The sequence below is a fragment of the Streptomyces sp. NPDC086777 genome, from assembly GCF_040702065.1.
GTDB lineage: Bacteria > Actinomycetota > Actinomycetes > Streptomycetales > Streptomycetaceae > Streptomyces.
On the sequence record NZ_JBFBJI010000057.1, the window covers coordinates 17151 to 32271 of the forward strand.

Sequence of the window (15121 nt, forward strand, 5' to 3'; positions counted from 1 at the left end):
GCACGGCGCCGCCGCGCCACCCCGGTCCGACGCGCAGGCCGCCGCTGATGTCCTTCAGCCGGTGTGCAGGGCGTGGCCTGCCACGGCGCGCTCGAACTGCGTATGGACGGCGGCGTGCACCATGGCCGGCTCTTCCTCGAACGCTGCGAGGTCCTCGGGCCAGAAGCGGTCGCGGTAGTAGATCTCGGCCTGGCTCTGGTAGACGGCTGCCTGGTCGAGCGCGGACTGTATGGCTCGCAGTTGAGTATCCGGCTCTGTCGCGAGGACGTCGTCGCAGATGGTCCGCGCCCTCCTCAGCACGGCGCCCTCGGTCGGTTCCGCGTTCTGCGCATCCGGTGCCCGATGGAGCGGAAACTCCGAGGACTTCGCGGCCGGCGTGTGCTGCAGTTCTCGGAGGCCGGAGCCCCCGCGCCGGATTTCCTCCTGCACCACAGCCTCGACCAGTTGGTGCAGCAGTGCCCGCAGCTCCAGCGGCTGCCGGATACGCTCACGCAGGTCGTAGAGCTCGGTGCGCCGCGGCGCACCGAGCCGGCCCCACCGGGCGATCTGACGGTTGAGCGCCAGGTAGGCGGCCAACTGCTGTGCGCGCTGCCGTTGGGTCCTCAGTTCTTCGGGTCCGCGGCGGTCCTGTACCTTCAGGCCGAAGAGCTCCTCGAGTTCGGCTGTGAACATCAGGTCCGCCGACGACGTGCCGCCCACCCGCACGTAGCGCTTGAAGTACTCGAAGACCGAGACCGTCGCTGTGATCCACTGGGTGTCGCTGACGGGCACGCCTTCCTTCGTCTCGATGGCCTGGAGCAGCCCTCCGCGCAGCCGCACCGCGGAAGGCAGGGTGCCCGAGGCCAGAGGCACCACGGCACGGTCGGCGAGGTCGTAGTCCCGGCCCTGGACGTAACAGCCCGGTGCCGCGACCGCCTCCGTCAGGCGCTTCTCCAGCAGCGGAGTCTCCATACCGGACGGGTCGGTCGCGCCAAAGGCGTCGTGCAGCCGGTGGCGGCCCTCCACGGTCAGCCGTACGACGCCGCGGTCCGCATCGACGGTGTAGTCCTGCCCAGACCGCAAAGTCGCTGCCGGCTGTGCCGTCCTGCGCAACTCGTCCACTGGGGAGACATCGTCCTCCAGCAACGTCAGCGGTTCGGCGATCGGAGCGATCAGCACGTGCCCCGGATCCTTCACCACCACTGCCGGCACATCCCGACGCGCCCGGTCGTGCGGCGCCAGAGCCTGCCGGTCATGGAGCAGGTCCGGGCCGAACCGGCGAGAGGACCCCACCGAGACATCCGCGTCGCAGGCCGCGCGGTACTCGTCCGCGTCCCCGCCCTCCCGCAGGATGCCCACGCTCACGCCCAGTGGGCCGAACACCGCCCCGGCCGCGCCTGCCGTTCATCGGGCGTGACCAGATGGACCCCGCCGTGGGCCGGCGTGTGCAGACAGCCGGCCAGGAGCCGGGCCCCGCGCAGACGTTCCTCCCCGGCCACCCGGCCGCCGTGGACCATGGTGCCGCCCGCCACGTGTACGGCCATCTGCCGGACGTCCTCGTCGAAGGACACCCCGCTGATCGCGGCGGCCGCTCGCCCAAGGAGAGCGAGTGCCGGCTGTGAGAGGACCTCCGGCGCCTGTCCGCTTCCGGCCCGACGCTTCAAATCCTGCACGGCGGCACGCGCCTCCATCTCACCCCCCACCTCTCCTAACTCAGCCGGAAACCGGGGAGTGCCCGGGCAGGTGCAGGTCGGGCAGCTTGTCAACGAAGCCCGAGCCTGCGGCGGTGGCGTGGTGGTGGAGCAGGCGATCTTCCTGTGCCGTGGCAGTTTCGGGCTGCGCCTAGCTGGTAGAACCTGCCTCTTGCCCCGATGCATTGGCGGCCGTGTAGAACACCGAGGAGCCCTCCTTGGTGCGGTGAACACGGCTCTTGGCCACCAGGTTTTCGAGTGTGGTGCGCACCACCTTCGTGTCGATGGCGCGCCCGGTGTGCGCCTGCCGGAGCGCCTCCGCGATCTCCACGGCGGAGCTGGGCTCACCTTGCTTGACCACATATTGATGGATGAGGTCCACCAGCTTGGGCTGAGCTGATTTCGCGGCCGTCTTCTTGCCCCGGGGTTCTTGTGCTGGCGTCTTCTTCGCCGGCCGGCGTGCGCCGGATGCGGGCTTCTGCCTGGGGGAGGGCACTACGGCGCTTTCGGTGGGGGACGGTTCGGGAGCTGTGGTCGGGGCGCCGAGGGCCTGCTGCATGTTGACCAGCACAGTGTGGTCCGCCCTCAGGGTGGCCAACTGCTCTTGTAGTGCGGCGAGTTCCTCGGCAACGCGTTCCTGCTCCTTGACGTTGCGGTCGAGGTCGTTGGCCACTTGGCTGATGTACTGCGAAGTCAACTCGCTGGTGGGAGCTGTGCTTTCGGGCATGTCCGTCTCCTCGGGGCGTGGCCGGATCAAAGTCTGCGGACACACTGCAGCAGGTGCGGAAAGAAACATCGTCCACTGTGTGCCCCCGCGTAGAGATATTACGGGTGGGAAACCCTGTGATTCCTGTGCGGTCGACACGTACTGCCCTGGTGTGAGCATCGGGCGGCAGAGAGTTCCGCTGACAAGTGGCTGGTCATGTGTGCTGCGGACCGGCCCCGGCCGTCGTCTGGGACGCGATGAGTTCCCAGAGCACATCCTCGTTCCCGGTGTTGACGCCATGCCGTCAGCACCCGTAAGGCGACCAGCCGGTCGGGCAGCTCGGCGATCACGACTGCCGAGAGTGGCCGCTCAGACGGGTGAGCACATCCATGTCGACGGTGCGTGGGGCAGGGCCGGTGATGTGGGCGGCGAGGATCAGAGCGGTCAGCCGCAGCGCAGGCGGTGAGGACGTGGGCAGCTGCAATGGCGCAGGCCGCGCAGGCGTTGCCCAGCCGCCAGGCGCGGCCGCCGCGCCCCTGGACGAGGGCGAGCAGAACCGGGCCGGCACAGCCGCGGTGGCGCGGGTGCCAGCGGCAGCCCTGGGCCCGGCACTGGCAGGTGCACAGGTGTCCGGGCAGCGCGTCGGCGCGCGCGTGGCAGGCCAGCTGAGCCAGGGCGGCGGACGGCGCGCAGGCGGCCTCGTACGAGGGCGGGCGGTGCACTGCCCGCGGGTGGAGTTCCACCGTTCAGATGCGCCCCACCGCGGCACCGCCGAGCCTCATCGGCTGACCGTCCTCCTGCCTGTCCGTGCCGTATGGCCGGAACGCCCTGCGGTCAGGCGTACCGCGGTGACCCGCCAGGCGCCCTCCCCGGCCCCCGACGGTGACCGAGCACCCGACCGGCCCGCTCGGTATCCGGAGCATCCCGGACCACGGAAGCGGCCGTCGCGCCGACGTCGGCCCACTACCGCTCGACGGGCCTGGACGCAGAGGGCTCCGACCCGCACGACGACTTCAGCCGACCCCGGCCCCAGCCGAGTGGGTCCGACCTGTTCACTTCGATGTTCGTCCTCAACGTACTGCCCGACCCCGGGCAGCGGATCCAGGCCCTCAAGGACGCGGCGACCTTCGCCCGCCCCGGCGGGCATGTCGTCGCAGTCACATACTCACCCGAGGAAATCACCCGGGCCGCTGCGGACGGCGGCTGGAGCATCCACCACGACGGATTCTGATCCAGCCAGTCCAGGGGGGACCTTCCAGCGCGGGATCGCCGGCGGCGAGGTCACCCCCCCCGCCAGGCCAGGCTCCACCCAGTTGAGGGCGCCCGGTGCTGTCGTTGCCCGGGGCCTGCTACGCCGTCCTGACCAAGCCGACGACGACGGACGCACCAGCGAACATCCTCGGTTGCCTGCATCCTGGTGCACGACGTCGCGTACCAGCGAACGCACGCAGGCCCACACGACATTGCGTACCGAACGACGGCCGAACAAGCCGCGCGGTCAGCGGTTGCCGGTCCAGACGATCCGGTCCGCGAAGCCTCCGCGCTCACTCGCCTTGACCTCGCGGATCTTCTCCAACTGCCCCGCACTGAACCCCAGAACCGCGGCGAGCGCGTACAGGACCTCCAGTACGTCCGCAAGTTCCTCCGGCGCCTCGGTGTCGTCAGCCGCCAGGAACTCGGCGACCTCCTCGCCGAGCTTGTCCCGCAGACGGTTGCGGTACTCCTCCGGACCCGCGACGTAGGTGACCGGCTCGGCCCCCTCCTGGCGGATGATCTGCGGAATCCGGTCCCGCACCAACTTGCCGTACCCGCCTCTGCGGTTCACCGGTAGTTCTCCCTCACCCATCACCGCGAGGCGAGCCCCGATGACCGCCCCCTCATGCCGAGGCAGCCTAGGCAAATCGCGTCATCACTTGCCATGTAAACCGCCATTCCCACCCGTTCGGCTCCAGGACGGCTCCAGAACCGGCGCCACCCGCGCGGAAGCGTGCGTCGAGCCGTCTGAAGGGTCCGTAGTCGGCGCAGATCATGCAGAGGCAGCTGGTGGTTTGCTGTAAGTTGTCGGCTTCATGGCCGTTCGCGTCGCTCTCGGGCCGGTCAGGGGAGTGGTGTTGCTGGAGGGCGTTGTGGACGTTGCCGATGAGGTTGATGGTGGTGACGCGGAGGCGTGAGCCAAGACTATGGAGAGCGGTGACGGAGGCGTGGCTTCGTTCACCTCTCAGGACAGCGTTTGTCGACGAGTTTGAGCAGCACTTGGTGATCAAGCCGCCGACCGATGTTCACGAGTTTTGACAGCACCGTCCTCTGTGGAGGTCTGCCAGGCCCGCAGAGTGCTGTCAGCGGCTGGGGTTAGGGTCCCTGAGGTGAGTGACTACCACGATCTGTTCCTGGCGGTGGACCTGCCACCGGATCTGCCCGAGCCGGTGCTTCTGGAACTGAGATGGCTCCTGGGGCAGGCAGACATGCCGACAGAGTTGAAGTCGACCGACTGGGAGTCATGGGGCGGTCCCTGGCAGGCCTTTGCCGGCGGCTCGGCGAGCCACTCGTTCGACGGGGCCGATGTCTCCCTGCTCGTCCGTGCCACGGACAGGCCCAACCTGGACGGCAGCGAACCGTGGGCCCTGACCATCCGGACGTGCGTCCACGAGGACGACTTCGGGGTGACGATGGACGTCGTCGGGTGGCTTCTTCGACACGCGACCACGCAAGGGTGGGTCGGGTTCGTCCGTGACTCCGGTCCGGGCCAGGTCCAACATCTCGTGCGCCACAAGGATGGCTTCGATCTTGTCGATGTCCGCCCGACCGGCCAGCAGAAGCGTGTTTCCTGGTCATCGCGGTAGCCCGTCTCCAGGCGGGGCATGCGGAACACCTGGGCAAGGTCAGTTGGCGTAGTTCTCGGCTCGGGCTCGCGTGGTGGCGAGGCGGTAGGAGTCGGTGCCGGTCTCGATGATGGTTCCGTTGAAGGTGCGGCGGTCGACGGTGGCTGCGCAGGGGCGGGGGTCGGTGAAGGCCCTGGTCCAGCTGCCGAAGGACCCGTGGGTGCTGCTTCTCGTCCGCAGCCTCGACCAGCTCGTTCACCAGTGTGGTGACGAGGGCGTTGCGGACGCGGTACGCCTTCATCGCGACCTCGGTTCACAGAGCGATGAGCATGTAGGACTTGCCCGCGCCGGAGTCGCCGATCAGACAGAGCGGCTGCCCGTTCTTGATCCACTCGCAGCTGGCGAGCGTGTTGGCGGTGGCCGCGTCAATGTTCGGGTTGGCGTCGAAGTCGACGGTCCGCAGCGACTTCTCGCGAGGGAAGCCGGCTGCTTTGAACCGACGTTCGGACCGGGGACGGGCCCGGTCGTCACACTCCGCCATCGGCAGCTCGGCGGGGAAGCCGCGGTAGGTGATCTGGTCCTTGGCCGCCGGGTCGGCGATATCGGCAAACTCGTTGCCTGACCGCAGGAGGCGGAGACGCGGCGGACGGCCTTGCCCGAACACGACAGGCGGAAAGAGAGCAAGTAGCAGGTGACCAGCTCGTCGGCGGGGCGCACGGTGACGTCGCCGAAGTCGACCTCGGCTTCCATGCCGGGCCGGTGTGTCTGCGGCACCAGTGCCCCCAGCGGGGCCTTGCGGCACGGGCGCCTGATGAACCGACGGACGCGGCCAGACACGGCGCCGAGCCCGGCCGGGAATTGGCCCCCGTTCGCTATTCCTGTGCGGTGTTCGATCGCAGGTGCTCGCTGAGCCAGTGCTCGGTGTTGCTGACGTGCAGCAGGGCCGCGGCCTGGCTCACCGCGGCGTCGCGGTTGCGGAGGGCGTTGTAGATCGCCTCGTGCTCGGCGAGAGTCCGCCCGGCGGACTGGTCGTCCAACTGGCCCCGCCAGATCCGGGCGCGCAGGGTACGGCCCGAGATGCCCTCGAGCAGGGTGAGCAGGCTCTCGTTGCCGGTGGCCGCCACGACCGAGTGGTGGAAGGCCGCGTCATGGACGTTGAGCCGCTCCACGTCGTCGCTCGCCTCCCGCATCGCGTCCAAGTGGCCCTTGACCTCGGCCAGCTGGTCGTCGGTGATCCTGGTGGCGGCCAGTCCGGTGGCGAGCGGTTCGAGCAGCCGGCGGACCTCCATGAGATCCAGCAGGGCGCCCGTGTCGCTCTGGAGAAGCTCCACGGCCCCACCGAGCCCCTCCAGCAGCAGGCTGGGCTGGAGACTGGTCACGTAGGTGCCGTCGCCTCGCCGAACCTCGAGCACCCGGGCCACGGCCAGTGCCTTGACCGCTTCGCGGGCGAGGTTGCGGGAAAGGCCCAGCTGCGCGGCGAGCTCCGGCTCCGGGGGCAGCTTCGCGCCCGGCGGCAGTGCCCCGGAGCGGATGAGCTCACGGATCTGCCCGATGGCCCTGTCTGTCAGGGACAACGTGAGCTCCTTCCGTGAGCGCGCGGTGTGGTCCGGTGCGCGAGTGACCGGGGCGGCGCGTCGAGTGTGGCGCCGATGATACCGGGAGGCCACGGAGGGTCCGCCGTCGGTGCGTGCCGCCTCCACATGGTGCGTGGCGGGACGCCGGTGGTGCCCTTTCCGGTCTCGAAACATTGTATGTTTACTGGTGAATGAATACCCGCAGATGGCTTATATCGGCACAAAAATCAAGGCGAGAGACCGCTTTCATCCCTGCACGCCAGTTGACATGGCAAGGACATGTGGCGGACCTTCTTCCGTAACGGCCGGCGCAACGGATGGTGGCCGTCGCGCCGGTCCCACCTCTCCCGTCTGCCTTCGTCCGTCACAGGGATGGCCCATGCCCAGTTCGATCAACAGACGACAGTTCCTGGCCGGTGCCACCTGCGTGGCCGCCGCAGCCGTCACGGGGGGAGTGTTCGGCGCCGGTACCGCGCAGGCCGCCCCCAGCACCTACACACCCGCATGGAGTTCGGTGAACCAGCACCCGCCCGCCCCGGAGTGGTTCCAGGACGCCAAGTTCGGCATCTACTTCCACTGGGGCGTCTTCAGCGTCCCCGCCTACGACAGCGAGTGGTACCCCCGCAACATGTACATCAGCGGGAGCAACGCCAACACGCACCACGTCGCGACCTACGGCGACCCCACCGTGTGGCCGTACCACAACTTCATCAACGGGGCGAACGACAAGGCGGGCCACTTCGACCAGTTCGCGCCCGGACTCAAGTCCGCCGGAGGGAACTTCGACCCCGACGAGTGGGCCCAGCTGTTCGTCGACGCCGGAGCGAGGTTCGCCGGACCGGTCGCGGAGCACCACGACGGGTACTCCATGTGGGACTCCCAGGTCAACGAGTGGAACTCGGTCGCCAAGGGCCCCGAGCTCGACCTGCTGAGGCTGTTCACCACGGCGATCCGCGCCAAGAACCTCAAGCTGCTGGTGGCGATGCACCACGCCTACCACTTCAACGGCTACTACGACCACGTGCCCGCCCAGACCGACCCCAGCCTGAAGAAGCTCTACGGGCAGCTGGGTTCCACCGCCGAGAACCAGCTCTGGTACGACAAGCTCAAGGAGGTCGTCGACCGCGCCCGGCCGGACATCCTCTGGCAGGACTTCGACCTGGACAAGGTCGACGAGACACAGCGGCTGAACTTCCTGGCGTACTACTACAACCAGGCCAATTCCTGGGGCAAAGAGGTCGTCGCCACCTACAAGGACGGCTTCAACGGCCACGGCGAGGTCTTCGACTACGAGCGCGGCGGCCCGGCCGACCGGACCGCGCCCTACTGGCTCACCGACGACAGCATCTCCAGCTCCAGCTGGTGCTACACCCAGGGCATCGGCTACTACAGCATCCAGCAGATGCTGCACTCCCTGATCGACCGGGTCAGCAAGAACGGCAACATGCTGCTGAACATCGCGCCGATGGCCGACGGCACGATCCCCCAGGGCCAGAAGGACGTGCTGCTCGGCATAGGCGACTACCTGAAGCGCTTCGGTGAGTCGGTGTACGAGACCCGCGCCTGGACGCAGTACGGCGAGGGCCCCACCCGCATGGGCGGCGGCGCGTTCACCGCCCCGCTCGTCGGCACCGCCCAGGACATCCGCTTCACCCGCAGCAAGGGCAACACGGTGCTGTACGCCACCGTGCTGGCCTGGCCAGGCAGTTCACTGAAGATCAAGACGCTCGGCTCGGACCGCATCAGCCTCTCCTCGCTCACGTCGGTGAAGCTGCTCGACGCGACCGCCGGCACCTACATCAACCTCGCCGCTCCGACGCAGGACTCCTCCGGGCTGACCGTGACGCTGCCCTCCTCGGCGCCGTACACCGCGGGCGCCTACGTCCTCAAGCTCGGCTTCTCCGGCCAGATCCCCGCGCTGCGGCCGGCGATCGGTGCCGTGGTCCACGAGGACGTCAACTACTCCGCGAACTACGCGGTGCTCGATCCCGGCACCTACACGGCCGAGCAGTTGCAGCTGGCCGGGCTCGACGCCCGGAGCATCTCCTCCCTGAGGCCGGCGGCCGGGAACCAGATCGTCGCCTACAGCGGTGACAACTTCACCGGCACGTCCTGGACCTTCACCGCCGACAACCCCGACCTCAGGGTCACCGGCCAGAACGACCAGATCACATCCCTGAAGGTGCAGTTCAACCCGGCCGCCTACGTCCGCATCACCAACGTCACCGACGGTCTGGCCCTGGACAGCGGGGGAAACGTCGCGTCGGGATCCAACCTCAAGCAGTACACCTGGGACGGCAGCCCCAACCTCCAGTGGCAGCTCGTGGAGGTCGGCGGCGGCTACTACAAGCTGGTCAACCGCACCAACGGCATGGTCGCCGACGGCTGGGGCGCCACGTCCAACGGCTCCCCGGCCCAGCAGGCGGCGTGGAACGGCAGCAACAACCAGCAGTGGACGATCACCCACCGCGGCGAGGGTATGTGCACCATCGCCAACCGGGCCACCGGCCTCGTCCTGGACGGCGGCGGGAACGTGGCCTCCGGGTCCGTCACCAAGCAGTGGGGCTACGACAGCAGCACCAATCTGCTGTGGACCTTCACCGCCCAGTGACACGGGCGTGGAGGCGGCGAACCGAGGAACTGCCCGCGCGCAGAACCGTCCGGGCAGTCCCTCTCTCACCGTTGCGGCGGCGCGAACGCCTCGGCCTCACTCAGGGGTTCCCGCCACCGGCAAGGCCTCCGTGGCCTCCAGGTGCTCCCGCAGCCACTGCTCGGTGCTGTTGACGTGCACCAGGGCCGCGGCATGGCCCAGCACGGCGTCACGTGCGGCCAGTGCGGCGTAGATCGCCTCGTGTTCCGCCAGCGTGCGGGCCGCCGCCCGGGTGTCCACCAGACCACGCCAGATCCGGGCCCGCAGGGTGCGGCCCGAGATGCCCTCCAGCAGGGTGATCAGCGTTTCGTTGCCGGTGACGTCCGCGATGGCGCGGTGGAACGCCACGTCGTGCGCGTTGAGCCGCTCCACGTCGTCGCGGGCCTCCCGCATGGCGTCCAGATGCCGCTTCACCTCCGCCAGGTTTTCGTCCGAAAGCCGGACGACGGCCAGGGCGGTGGCGGCGGGTTCGAGCAGACGCCGCACCTCCATGAGGTCCAGTACGGCACCGGGATCGCCCTGGAGCAGTTCCACCGCGCCACCGAGGCCCTCGAGCAGCAGGCTCGGCTGCAGGCTGGTGACATACGTGCCGTCGCCCCGTCTGATCTCCAGCACGCGCGCCACGGACAGCGCCTTCACGGCCTCGCGTGCGAGGTTGCGGGAGAGCCCGAGCTGGGCGGCCAGCTCGGGCTCGGGAGGCAGTTTCGCGCCCGGAGGCAGAACCCCGGAGGCGATGAGCTGGCGGATCTGGGTGATCGCCTTGTCGGTCAGGGACACGGCTCGCTCCGCTCGTCGGGCGCGAAGGGGGTCTCGGCGCGCAGCAGCCCTTGGTCCCGCAGGTCGTGCCAGAGTTCCTCGGGGAGGAACTGCTGGTGCAGCCGCGCGTTGCGCCGGACCTGTCCGGGGTCGCGCATGCCGAGCGTGACGTTGATGACGCCGGGATGAGTGAGGGGGAAGGCGATGGCGGCGGCGGGCAGCGTGGTGCCGTGGGCCCGGCAGACGTCGGCGATGGCACGGGCGCGCTCCACGAGTGCGGGTGGAGCGGCCCGGTAGTCGTACTTCATGCCTTCCGCGGGCCGGTCCTCGGCGAGCAGGCCGGAGTTGAAGACGCCGACGGCGACGACGGCCTTGCCGTGTTCCTGTGCGGCGGGCAGGACGTCGTCCAGGGCCGACTGGTCCAGGAGGGTGTAGCGGCCGGCGAGCATCACCACGTCGGCGGCGGTCTCGCGCAGGAAGCGGGCGAGCAGGGCGGACCGGTTCATGCCGGCGCCGATGGCTCGGACGACGCCTTGGTCGCGCAGTTCGGCGAGGGTGGGCATGGCCTGGTCGGCGGCTTGTCGCCAGTGGTCGTCGGGGTCGTGGAGGTAGACGATGTCCAGGCGGTCCAGGCCGGTGCGCTCCAGGGTCTCCTCGATGGAGCGCAGCACGCCGTCGCGGCTGAAGTCCCACTGCCGGCGCAGGTCGTCACGGACGACGAAACCTTCGGTGTCGACGCCTCTCGGGTGGTCGTTGGGGACGAGGAGACGGCCGACCTTGGAGGAGACGACGTACTGATCGCGGGGCCGGTCGCGCAGGGCGGCGCCCAGGCGGTGCTCGGAGAGGCCCAGGCCGTAGTGGGGAGCGGTGTCGAAGTAGCGGATGCCCGCGTCCCAGGCGGTGTCGACGGCGGCCGCCGCGTCCTCGGCGCTGGTGGTCCGGTAGAGGTTGCCGATGACGGAGGCGCCGAAGCCGAGCTCGGTGACCCGGACGGCGGTGGTAGGGATCGTACGACTGTGCAAGGGGCACTCCCGGGAGGGGTGGTTCAGCGTCGGACATGTGCCGTGGCGCCCGCGAGGAGCGCCTCGACCTCGGCGAGGGTGGCCATGGAGACGTCACCGGGCGTGGTCATGGTGAGGGCGCCGTGCGCGGTGCCGTAGGCGAGGGCGCGCTCCAGGCCGGCACCGGTGAGCAGGCCGTAGACGAGTCCCGCGGCGAAGCCGTCGCCGGAGCCGATGCGGTCCAGGACGTGCAGACCGGGCATGCGGGGGCCGCTCACCAGCCCGGTCTCGCGTGACCAGGCCAGCGAGGTCCAGTCGTTGACCCCGGCCGAACACACCGTGCGCAGGGGCGTCGCCAGTACCGCCGCCTGCGGCAACCGGGACGCGACCGCCGTGAGCGCGTCGGGTACCTCGTCGTCGGTCAGCCGCACGGCGCCCGGGTGCGGGCCCGCGAGACCGAGCGCACCCACGACGACGTCGGCGTGCCGGGCCAGCCGCCAGTCGGTCTCGCGGGCCCGGTCGGCCCCGCCCCGGCCGTCCCACAGGCTGGGCCGGTAGTTGGGGTCGTAGGAGACGGTGACCCCGTGGCGGCGTGCCGCCGCCATGGCCTCGTCGGCCACGTCGGCGGTGGTGTCGGACAGTCCGGCGAAGATGCCGCCGGTGTGGAACCAGCGCACTCCGGCCGAGAACACCGTGTCCCAGTCGACGTCCCCCTTGCGCAGCTGGGAGACGGCCGTGTTCGCGCGGTCGCTCACGCCCAGCGCGCCGCGGATGCCGAAGCCACGCTCGACGAAGTTCAGGCCGTTGCGGGCCGTGCGCCCCGTGCCGTCCGCCGCGACCCAGCGGATGTACGACGTGTCGACGCCGCCCTGGAGGATCAGGTCCTCCACGAGCCGGCCGACCGCGTTGTCGGCGAGGGCGGTGACGACGGCGGTGCGCAGGCCGAAGCACCGGCGCAGCCCACGTACGACGTTGTACTCGCCGCCGCCCTCCCACACCTGGAAGGTGCGGGCGGTGCGGATTCTGCCCTCGCCGGGGTCGAAGCGCAGCATGACCTCGCCCAGGGCGATCACCTCGGTCACGGTGCCGTCCTCTCCACCGCCTCGGCGGTCAGCCGGCGGATCTCGTCGTACTGGCCGCGCTCAAGGTGTCCAGGGGTGGCGATCCAGCTTCCGCCCACGGCGAGGACCGACGGATGGGCGAGATAGGCGGGCAGCCGGCCGGGGCCGATGCCGCCGGTCGGGACGAAGCGGGCCTGCGGGAACGGCGCCGCGAGTGCGCGGAGCATGCCGGTGCCGCCGAGCGGTTCGGCGGGGAACAGCTTGACCGTGTCGAGGCCCGCCTTCAACGCGCGCATCAACTCGCTCGCCGTCGCCACGCCCGGCACCACCGGCACTCCCAACCTGCGCGCGGTGTCGATGACGTCGTCGTCGAAGCCGGGCGAGACGAGGAAGCGGGCCCCTGCCGCCACGGCCCGTTCCGCCTGCTCGGCCGTGAGCACGGTGCCGGCTCCGACGGTCAGAGCGCCGTGCGCCGTCATCGCCTTCACCACCCGCTCGGCGTCCGGCGTGCGGAAGGTGACCTCCGCGCAGCGGGCGCCGCCCGCCGCGAGTGCGTCGGCCAGCGGGCCGGCACTCGCGACGGACGCCACGGTGAGCACGGGCAGGAGCCGCGACCCCGCCAGTACGCAGGCCAGGTCGGCGGTCATCGGCCGAGCCATCCGCCGTCGACGGGCAGGGTGGTGCCGTGTACGTAGTCGGAGGCGGGGGAGGCGAGGAAGACCACGGCGCCGCCGAGGTCGTCGGCGGTGCCCCAGCGTCCGGCGGGGATGCGCTCCAGGATCGCCTTGCTGCGGGCCGGATCGTCCTGGAGGGCCTGGGTGTTGTCGGTGGCGATGTAGCCGGGGGCGATGGCGTTGACGTTGACGCCGTGCGGCGCCCACTCGTTGGCCAGTGCCTTGGTCAGTCCGGCGATGCCGTGCTTGGCGGCGGTGTAGCCGGGGACGGTGATGCCGCCCTGGTAGCTGAGCAGGGACGCGGTGAAGACGACCTTGCCGTGTCCGCGGGCCACCATGGTGGCGCCCACGGCCCGGGTGAGCGCGAACTGCGCGGTGAGGTTGACCTGCAGCACCAACTCCCAGTCCGCGTCGCTGTGCTGGGCGGCCGGCGTGCGGCGGATGGTGCCCGCGTTGTTGATGAGGATGTCCACCGGACGCTCGCGCCCGGCGAGGTCGTCGCCCAGGGCGCGTACGGCGGCCGGGTCGGCGAAGTCGGTGCGGATCGCCTCGAACGAGCGCCCGGCGGCCAGCACCTCCTTCTCCACCTCGCTGCCGGACTCCTCCAGGTGGGCGCTGACACCGATGATGTCGGCGCCGGCCTGGGCGAGCGCCCGGGCCATCGCCTGGCCGATGCCGCGTCGGGCGCCGGTGACGACGGCGAGCTTCCCGGTGAGGTCGAAGGCGGTCATACGGCGGCTCCCCGGCTGTCGTCGGTGCAGTCCACGAGGATCTTCATCACGTCTCCGCCGCTCTCCAGCGCCTCGAAGGCGGCCGGTGCCTCGGTCAGCGGCACGACCTTGGTGATCAGACGCTGGGCGGGGATCGTGCCGTCGGCGACCAGGGCGACGGCCCGCTCGAAGTCGCCGCGGTCGTACAACCGGGCCCCGACGAGGGTGAGTTCACGCCAGAAGAAGCGGTGCAGGTTGATCTCGCGGGGTCGTGGGTGGATGGCGACCAGGCACAGCCGGCCGCGCACGCCGAGGACGTCGACCGCGGTGTCCACACCGCCCGCCGCGCCGGAGACCTCGAAGGCGACGTCCGCTCCCGCCTCGCCCGTCCACCGTCGGACGAGCTCGGTGATGTCGCCGACGGCCGGGTCCCACGTGCTCAGGCCCAACTCCTCGGCCAGCAGCCTGCGGTGGGCGTTGAGTTCGACCACGCGCACGTCGGCGCCGACGTCGCGCGCGACCAGGGCGATCAGCATGCCGACGGGGCCGCCACCGACCACGACGACCTTCTCGCCGTCCTTCACCGCCGCCCGGCCCACGTCGTGCACCGCGACCGCGGTCGGTTCGACGAGTGCGGCCTGGTCCAGGGGCAGGGTGTCGGGCAGCCGGACGAGGGTGGCGGCGGGCACGGTCCAGCGCTGCTGCATCGCACCGGGGGAGTCGATGCCGATGAAGTCCAGGTGCTGACAGATGTGCCGGTGACCGCCGCGGCAGGCGGGACAGGTGTCGTCCCAGCGCAAGGGCATCACGGTGACCGCCTCTCCGGGCCGCCAGCCCTCGACGCCGGGCCCGACGCGGACGATCCGGCCCGCCATCTCGTGTCCCAGGACGGCGGGTGCGGCGACCCGGGCATCCATGTCGCCGTGGAAGATGTGCAGGTCGGTTCCGCAGATGCCGACGTAGGCGGGGGCGAGCTCCACTTCGCCGGGGCCGGGCTCGGAGGAGGCGGTCGGCGCGGTGTCCAGGGTGCGGGCCGAGGTGTATCGGACGGCTAGGGTCATCGTGGGGTCAGGGTCCCTTCCGCGCGGACGCCGATGGTCAGCAGCAGGTTGGCGTAGGTACGGGTGTCGCCGGTGACGACGGCGAGGGCCAGGTCGGGGGAGCGGGCGGCGTCGTAGAACGCGAAGCGGCCGAGCGCGTCGACGGGCACCGGTGTCAGTCGGGAGCGGTACTCGGCGATGGCCGCCGGCTCCGGCTCGCCCTCGGGGGGCACCATCACCTGCGCCGACTCCACGGGCAGGGCGCGCAGCAGCACGTCCAGGACGGTGGTGACGTCGAGAGTGCCGGGTGCCAGGTTGAGGTGGACGGTTCTGGCTCGTGCGGCGACGGCGGTGCTGGCGGGGTAGTGGCCGTCGGCGAGCAGGACACGGGCACCGTGCCCGGCTCCGGCCAGTGCTTGGAGGATGCCGGGGTGCAGCAGTTCGGTCAGCAGCACGCAGT

15 protein-coding genes and 2 pseudogenes are annotated in these 15121 nt (G+C 70.3%); 3 read left to right on the forward strand and 14 right to left on the reverse strand.

All coding sequences use genetic code 11. The features are described from left to right. Positions 1-54: 54 nt before the first annotated feature. The 4 genes and pseudogenes from AB0472_RS42615 to AB0472_RS42630 all read right to left on the reverse strand — a co-directional run. The gene (locus AB0472_RS42615; RefSeq protein WP_366364758.1) at positions 55-1344 is read right to left on the reverse strand and encodes a hypothetical protein; all 1290 of its coding nucleotides are present in this window, start codon (positions 1342-1344) and stop codon (positions 55-57) included. Then, positions 1341-1550 carry a hypothetical protein gene (locus AB0472_RS42620; RefSeq protein WP_366364759.1) on the reverse strand — a complete coding sequence of 70 codons (210 nt, stop codon included), beginning with the start codon at positions 1548-1550 and terminating at the stop codon, positions 1341-1343. Before AB0472_RS42620 ends, AB0472_RS42615 begins: the two co-directional genes overlap by 4 nt. 271 nt (positions 1551-1821) lie before the next feature. Beyond that, entirely contained in the window at positions 1822-2397 is a 576-nt protein-coding gene (locus AB0472_RS42625; RefSeq protein WP_366364760.1) for a hypothetical protein, read from the reverse strand. A 449-nt stretch (positions 2398-2846) separates the two neighbouring features. Further along, positions 2847-3119: pseudogene (locus AB0472_RS42630) on the reverse strand (hypothetical protein); the annotation flags it as partial. Positions 3120-3436: 317 nt separating this feature from the next. On the opposite strand from AB0472_RS42630, the gene AB0472_RS42635 reads away from it, so the two are divergent. After that, positions 3437-3607, forward strand: coding sequence for a hypothetical protein (locus AB0472_RS42635; RefSeq protein WP_366364761.1), 171 nt, complete (start codon positions 3437-3439; stop codon positions 3605-3607). 267 nt (positions 3608-3874) lie between these two features. Here the strand turns inward: AB0472_RS42635 and AB0472_RS42640 are convergent, their stop codons facing one another. Then, on the reverse strand, positions 3875-4201 hold the full coding sequence (locus AB0472_RS42640) for a nucleoside triphosphate pyrophosphohydrolase (protein WP_366364762.1): 327 nt from the start codon (positions 4199-4201) through the stop codon (positions 3875-3877). A gap of 538 nt (positions 4202-4739) precedes the next feature. Here AB0472_RS42640 and AB0472_RS42645 point away from each other — a divergent pair. Then, the gene (locus tag AB0472_RS42645) at positions 4740-5216 is read left to right on the forward strand and encodes a hypothetical protein (protein ID WP_366364763.1); all 477 of its coding nucleotides are present in this window, start codon (positions 4740-4742) and stop codon (positions 5214-5216) included. Between the two features lie 39 nt (positions 5217-5255). On the opposite strand, the pseudogene AB0472_RS42650 reads toward AB0472_RS42645, so the two are convergent. Beyond that, positions 5256-5859: pseudogene (locus AB0472_RS42650) on the reverse strand (ATP-binding protein). A gap of 208 nt (positions 5860-6067) precedes the next feature. After that, positions 6068-6769 carry a FadR/GntR family transcriptional regulator gene (locus AB0472_RS42655; RefSeq protein ID WP_366364764.1) on the reverse strand — a complete coding sequence of 234 codons (702 nt, stop codon included), beginning with the start codon at positions 6767-6769 and terminating at the stop codon, positions 6068-6070. 379 nt (positions 6770-7148) lie between these two features. Here AB0472_RS42655 and AB0472_RS42660 point away from each other — a divergent pair, with 379 nt between their 5' ends. Next, positions 7149-9380 (forward strand): alpha-L-fucosidase, encoded by a 2232-nt coding sequence (locus tag AB0472_RS42660; RefSeq protein ID WP_366364765.1) that lies wholly within the window; start codon positions 7149-7151, stop codon positions 9378-9380. A 96-nt stretch (positions 9381-9476) separates the two neighbouring features. On the opposite strand, the gene AB0472_RS42665 is transcribed toward AB0472_RS42660, so the two are convergent. Genes AB0472_RS42665 through AB0472_RS42695 form a run of 7 tightly spaced genes read right to left on the reverse strand, consistent with a single transcriptional unit; the run spans position 9477 to position 15116 of the window. After that, positions 9477-10196, reverse strand: a complete 720-nt coding sequence (locus AB0472_RS42665; RefSeq protein WP_366364766.1) for a FadR/GntR family transcriptional regulator — start codon at positions 10194-10196, stop codon at positions 9477-9479. Beyond that, entirely contained in the window at positions 10187-11197 is a 1011-nt protein-coding gene (locus AB0472_RS42670; protein WP_366364767.1) for an aldo/keto reductase, read from the reverse strand. Before AB0472_RS42670 ends, AB0472_RS42665 begins: the two co-directional genes overlap by 10 nt. 23 nt (positions 11198-11220) lie before the next feature. Beyond that, a complete protein-coding gene (locus tag AB0472_RS42675) occupies positions 11221-12258 on the reverse strand; it encodes a sugar kinase (protein ID WP_366364768.1) in 1038 nt (345 codons plus the stop codon). After that, positions 12255-12884, reverse strand: a complete 630-nt coding sequence (gene eda, locus AB0472_RS42680; protein WP_366364769.1) for a bifunctional 4-hydroxy-2-oxoglutarate aldolase/2-dehydro-3-deoxy-phosphogluconate aldolase — start codon at positions 12882-12884, stop codon at positions 12255-12257. The genes AB0472_RS42675 and eda overlap by 4 nt, the downstream gene beginning before the upstream one ends. After that, positions 12881-13642 carry a 2-dehydro-3-deoxy-D-gluconate 5-dehydrogenase KduD gene (kduD, locus tag AB0472_RS42685; RefSeq protein ID WP_366364770.1) on the reverse strand — a complete coding sequence of 254 codons (762 nt, stop codon included), beginning with the start codon at positions 13640-13642 and terminating at the stop codon, positions 12881-12883. The genes eda and kduD overlap by 4 nt, the downstream gene beginning before the upstream one ends. After that, positions 13639-14682: an alcohol dehydrogenase catalytic domain-containing protein gene (locus AB0472_RS42690; protein WP_366364771.1), complete on the reverse strand. Its 1044-nt coding sequence runs from the start codon at positions 14680-14682 to the stop codon at positions 13639-13641. The genes kduD and AB0472_RS42690 overlap by 4 nt, the downstream gene beginning before the upstream one ends. Continuing rightward, a complete protein-coding gene (locus AB0472_RS42695; protein ID WP_366364772.1) occupies positions 14679-15116 on the reverse strand; it encodes an RbsD/FucU family protein in 438 nt (145 codons plus the stop codon). Before AB0472_RS42695 ends, AB0472_RS42690 begins: the two co-directional genes overlap by 4 nt. Between the last annotated feature and the right edge of the window lie 5 nt (positions 15117-15121).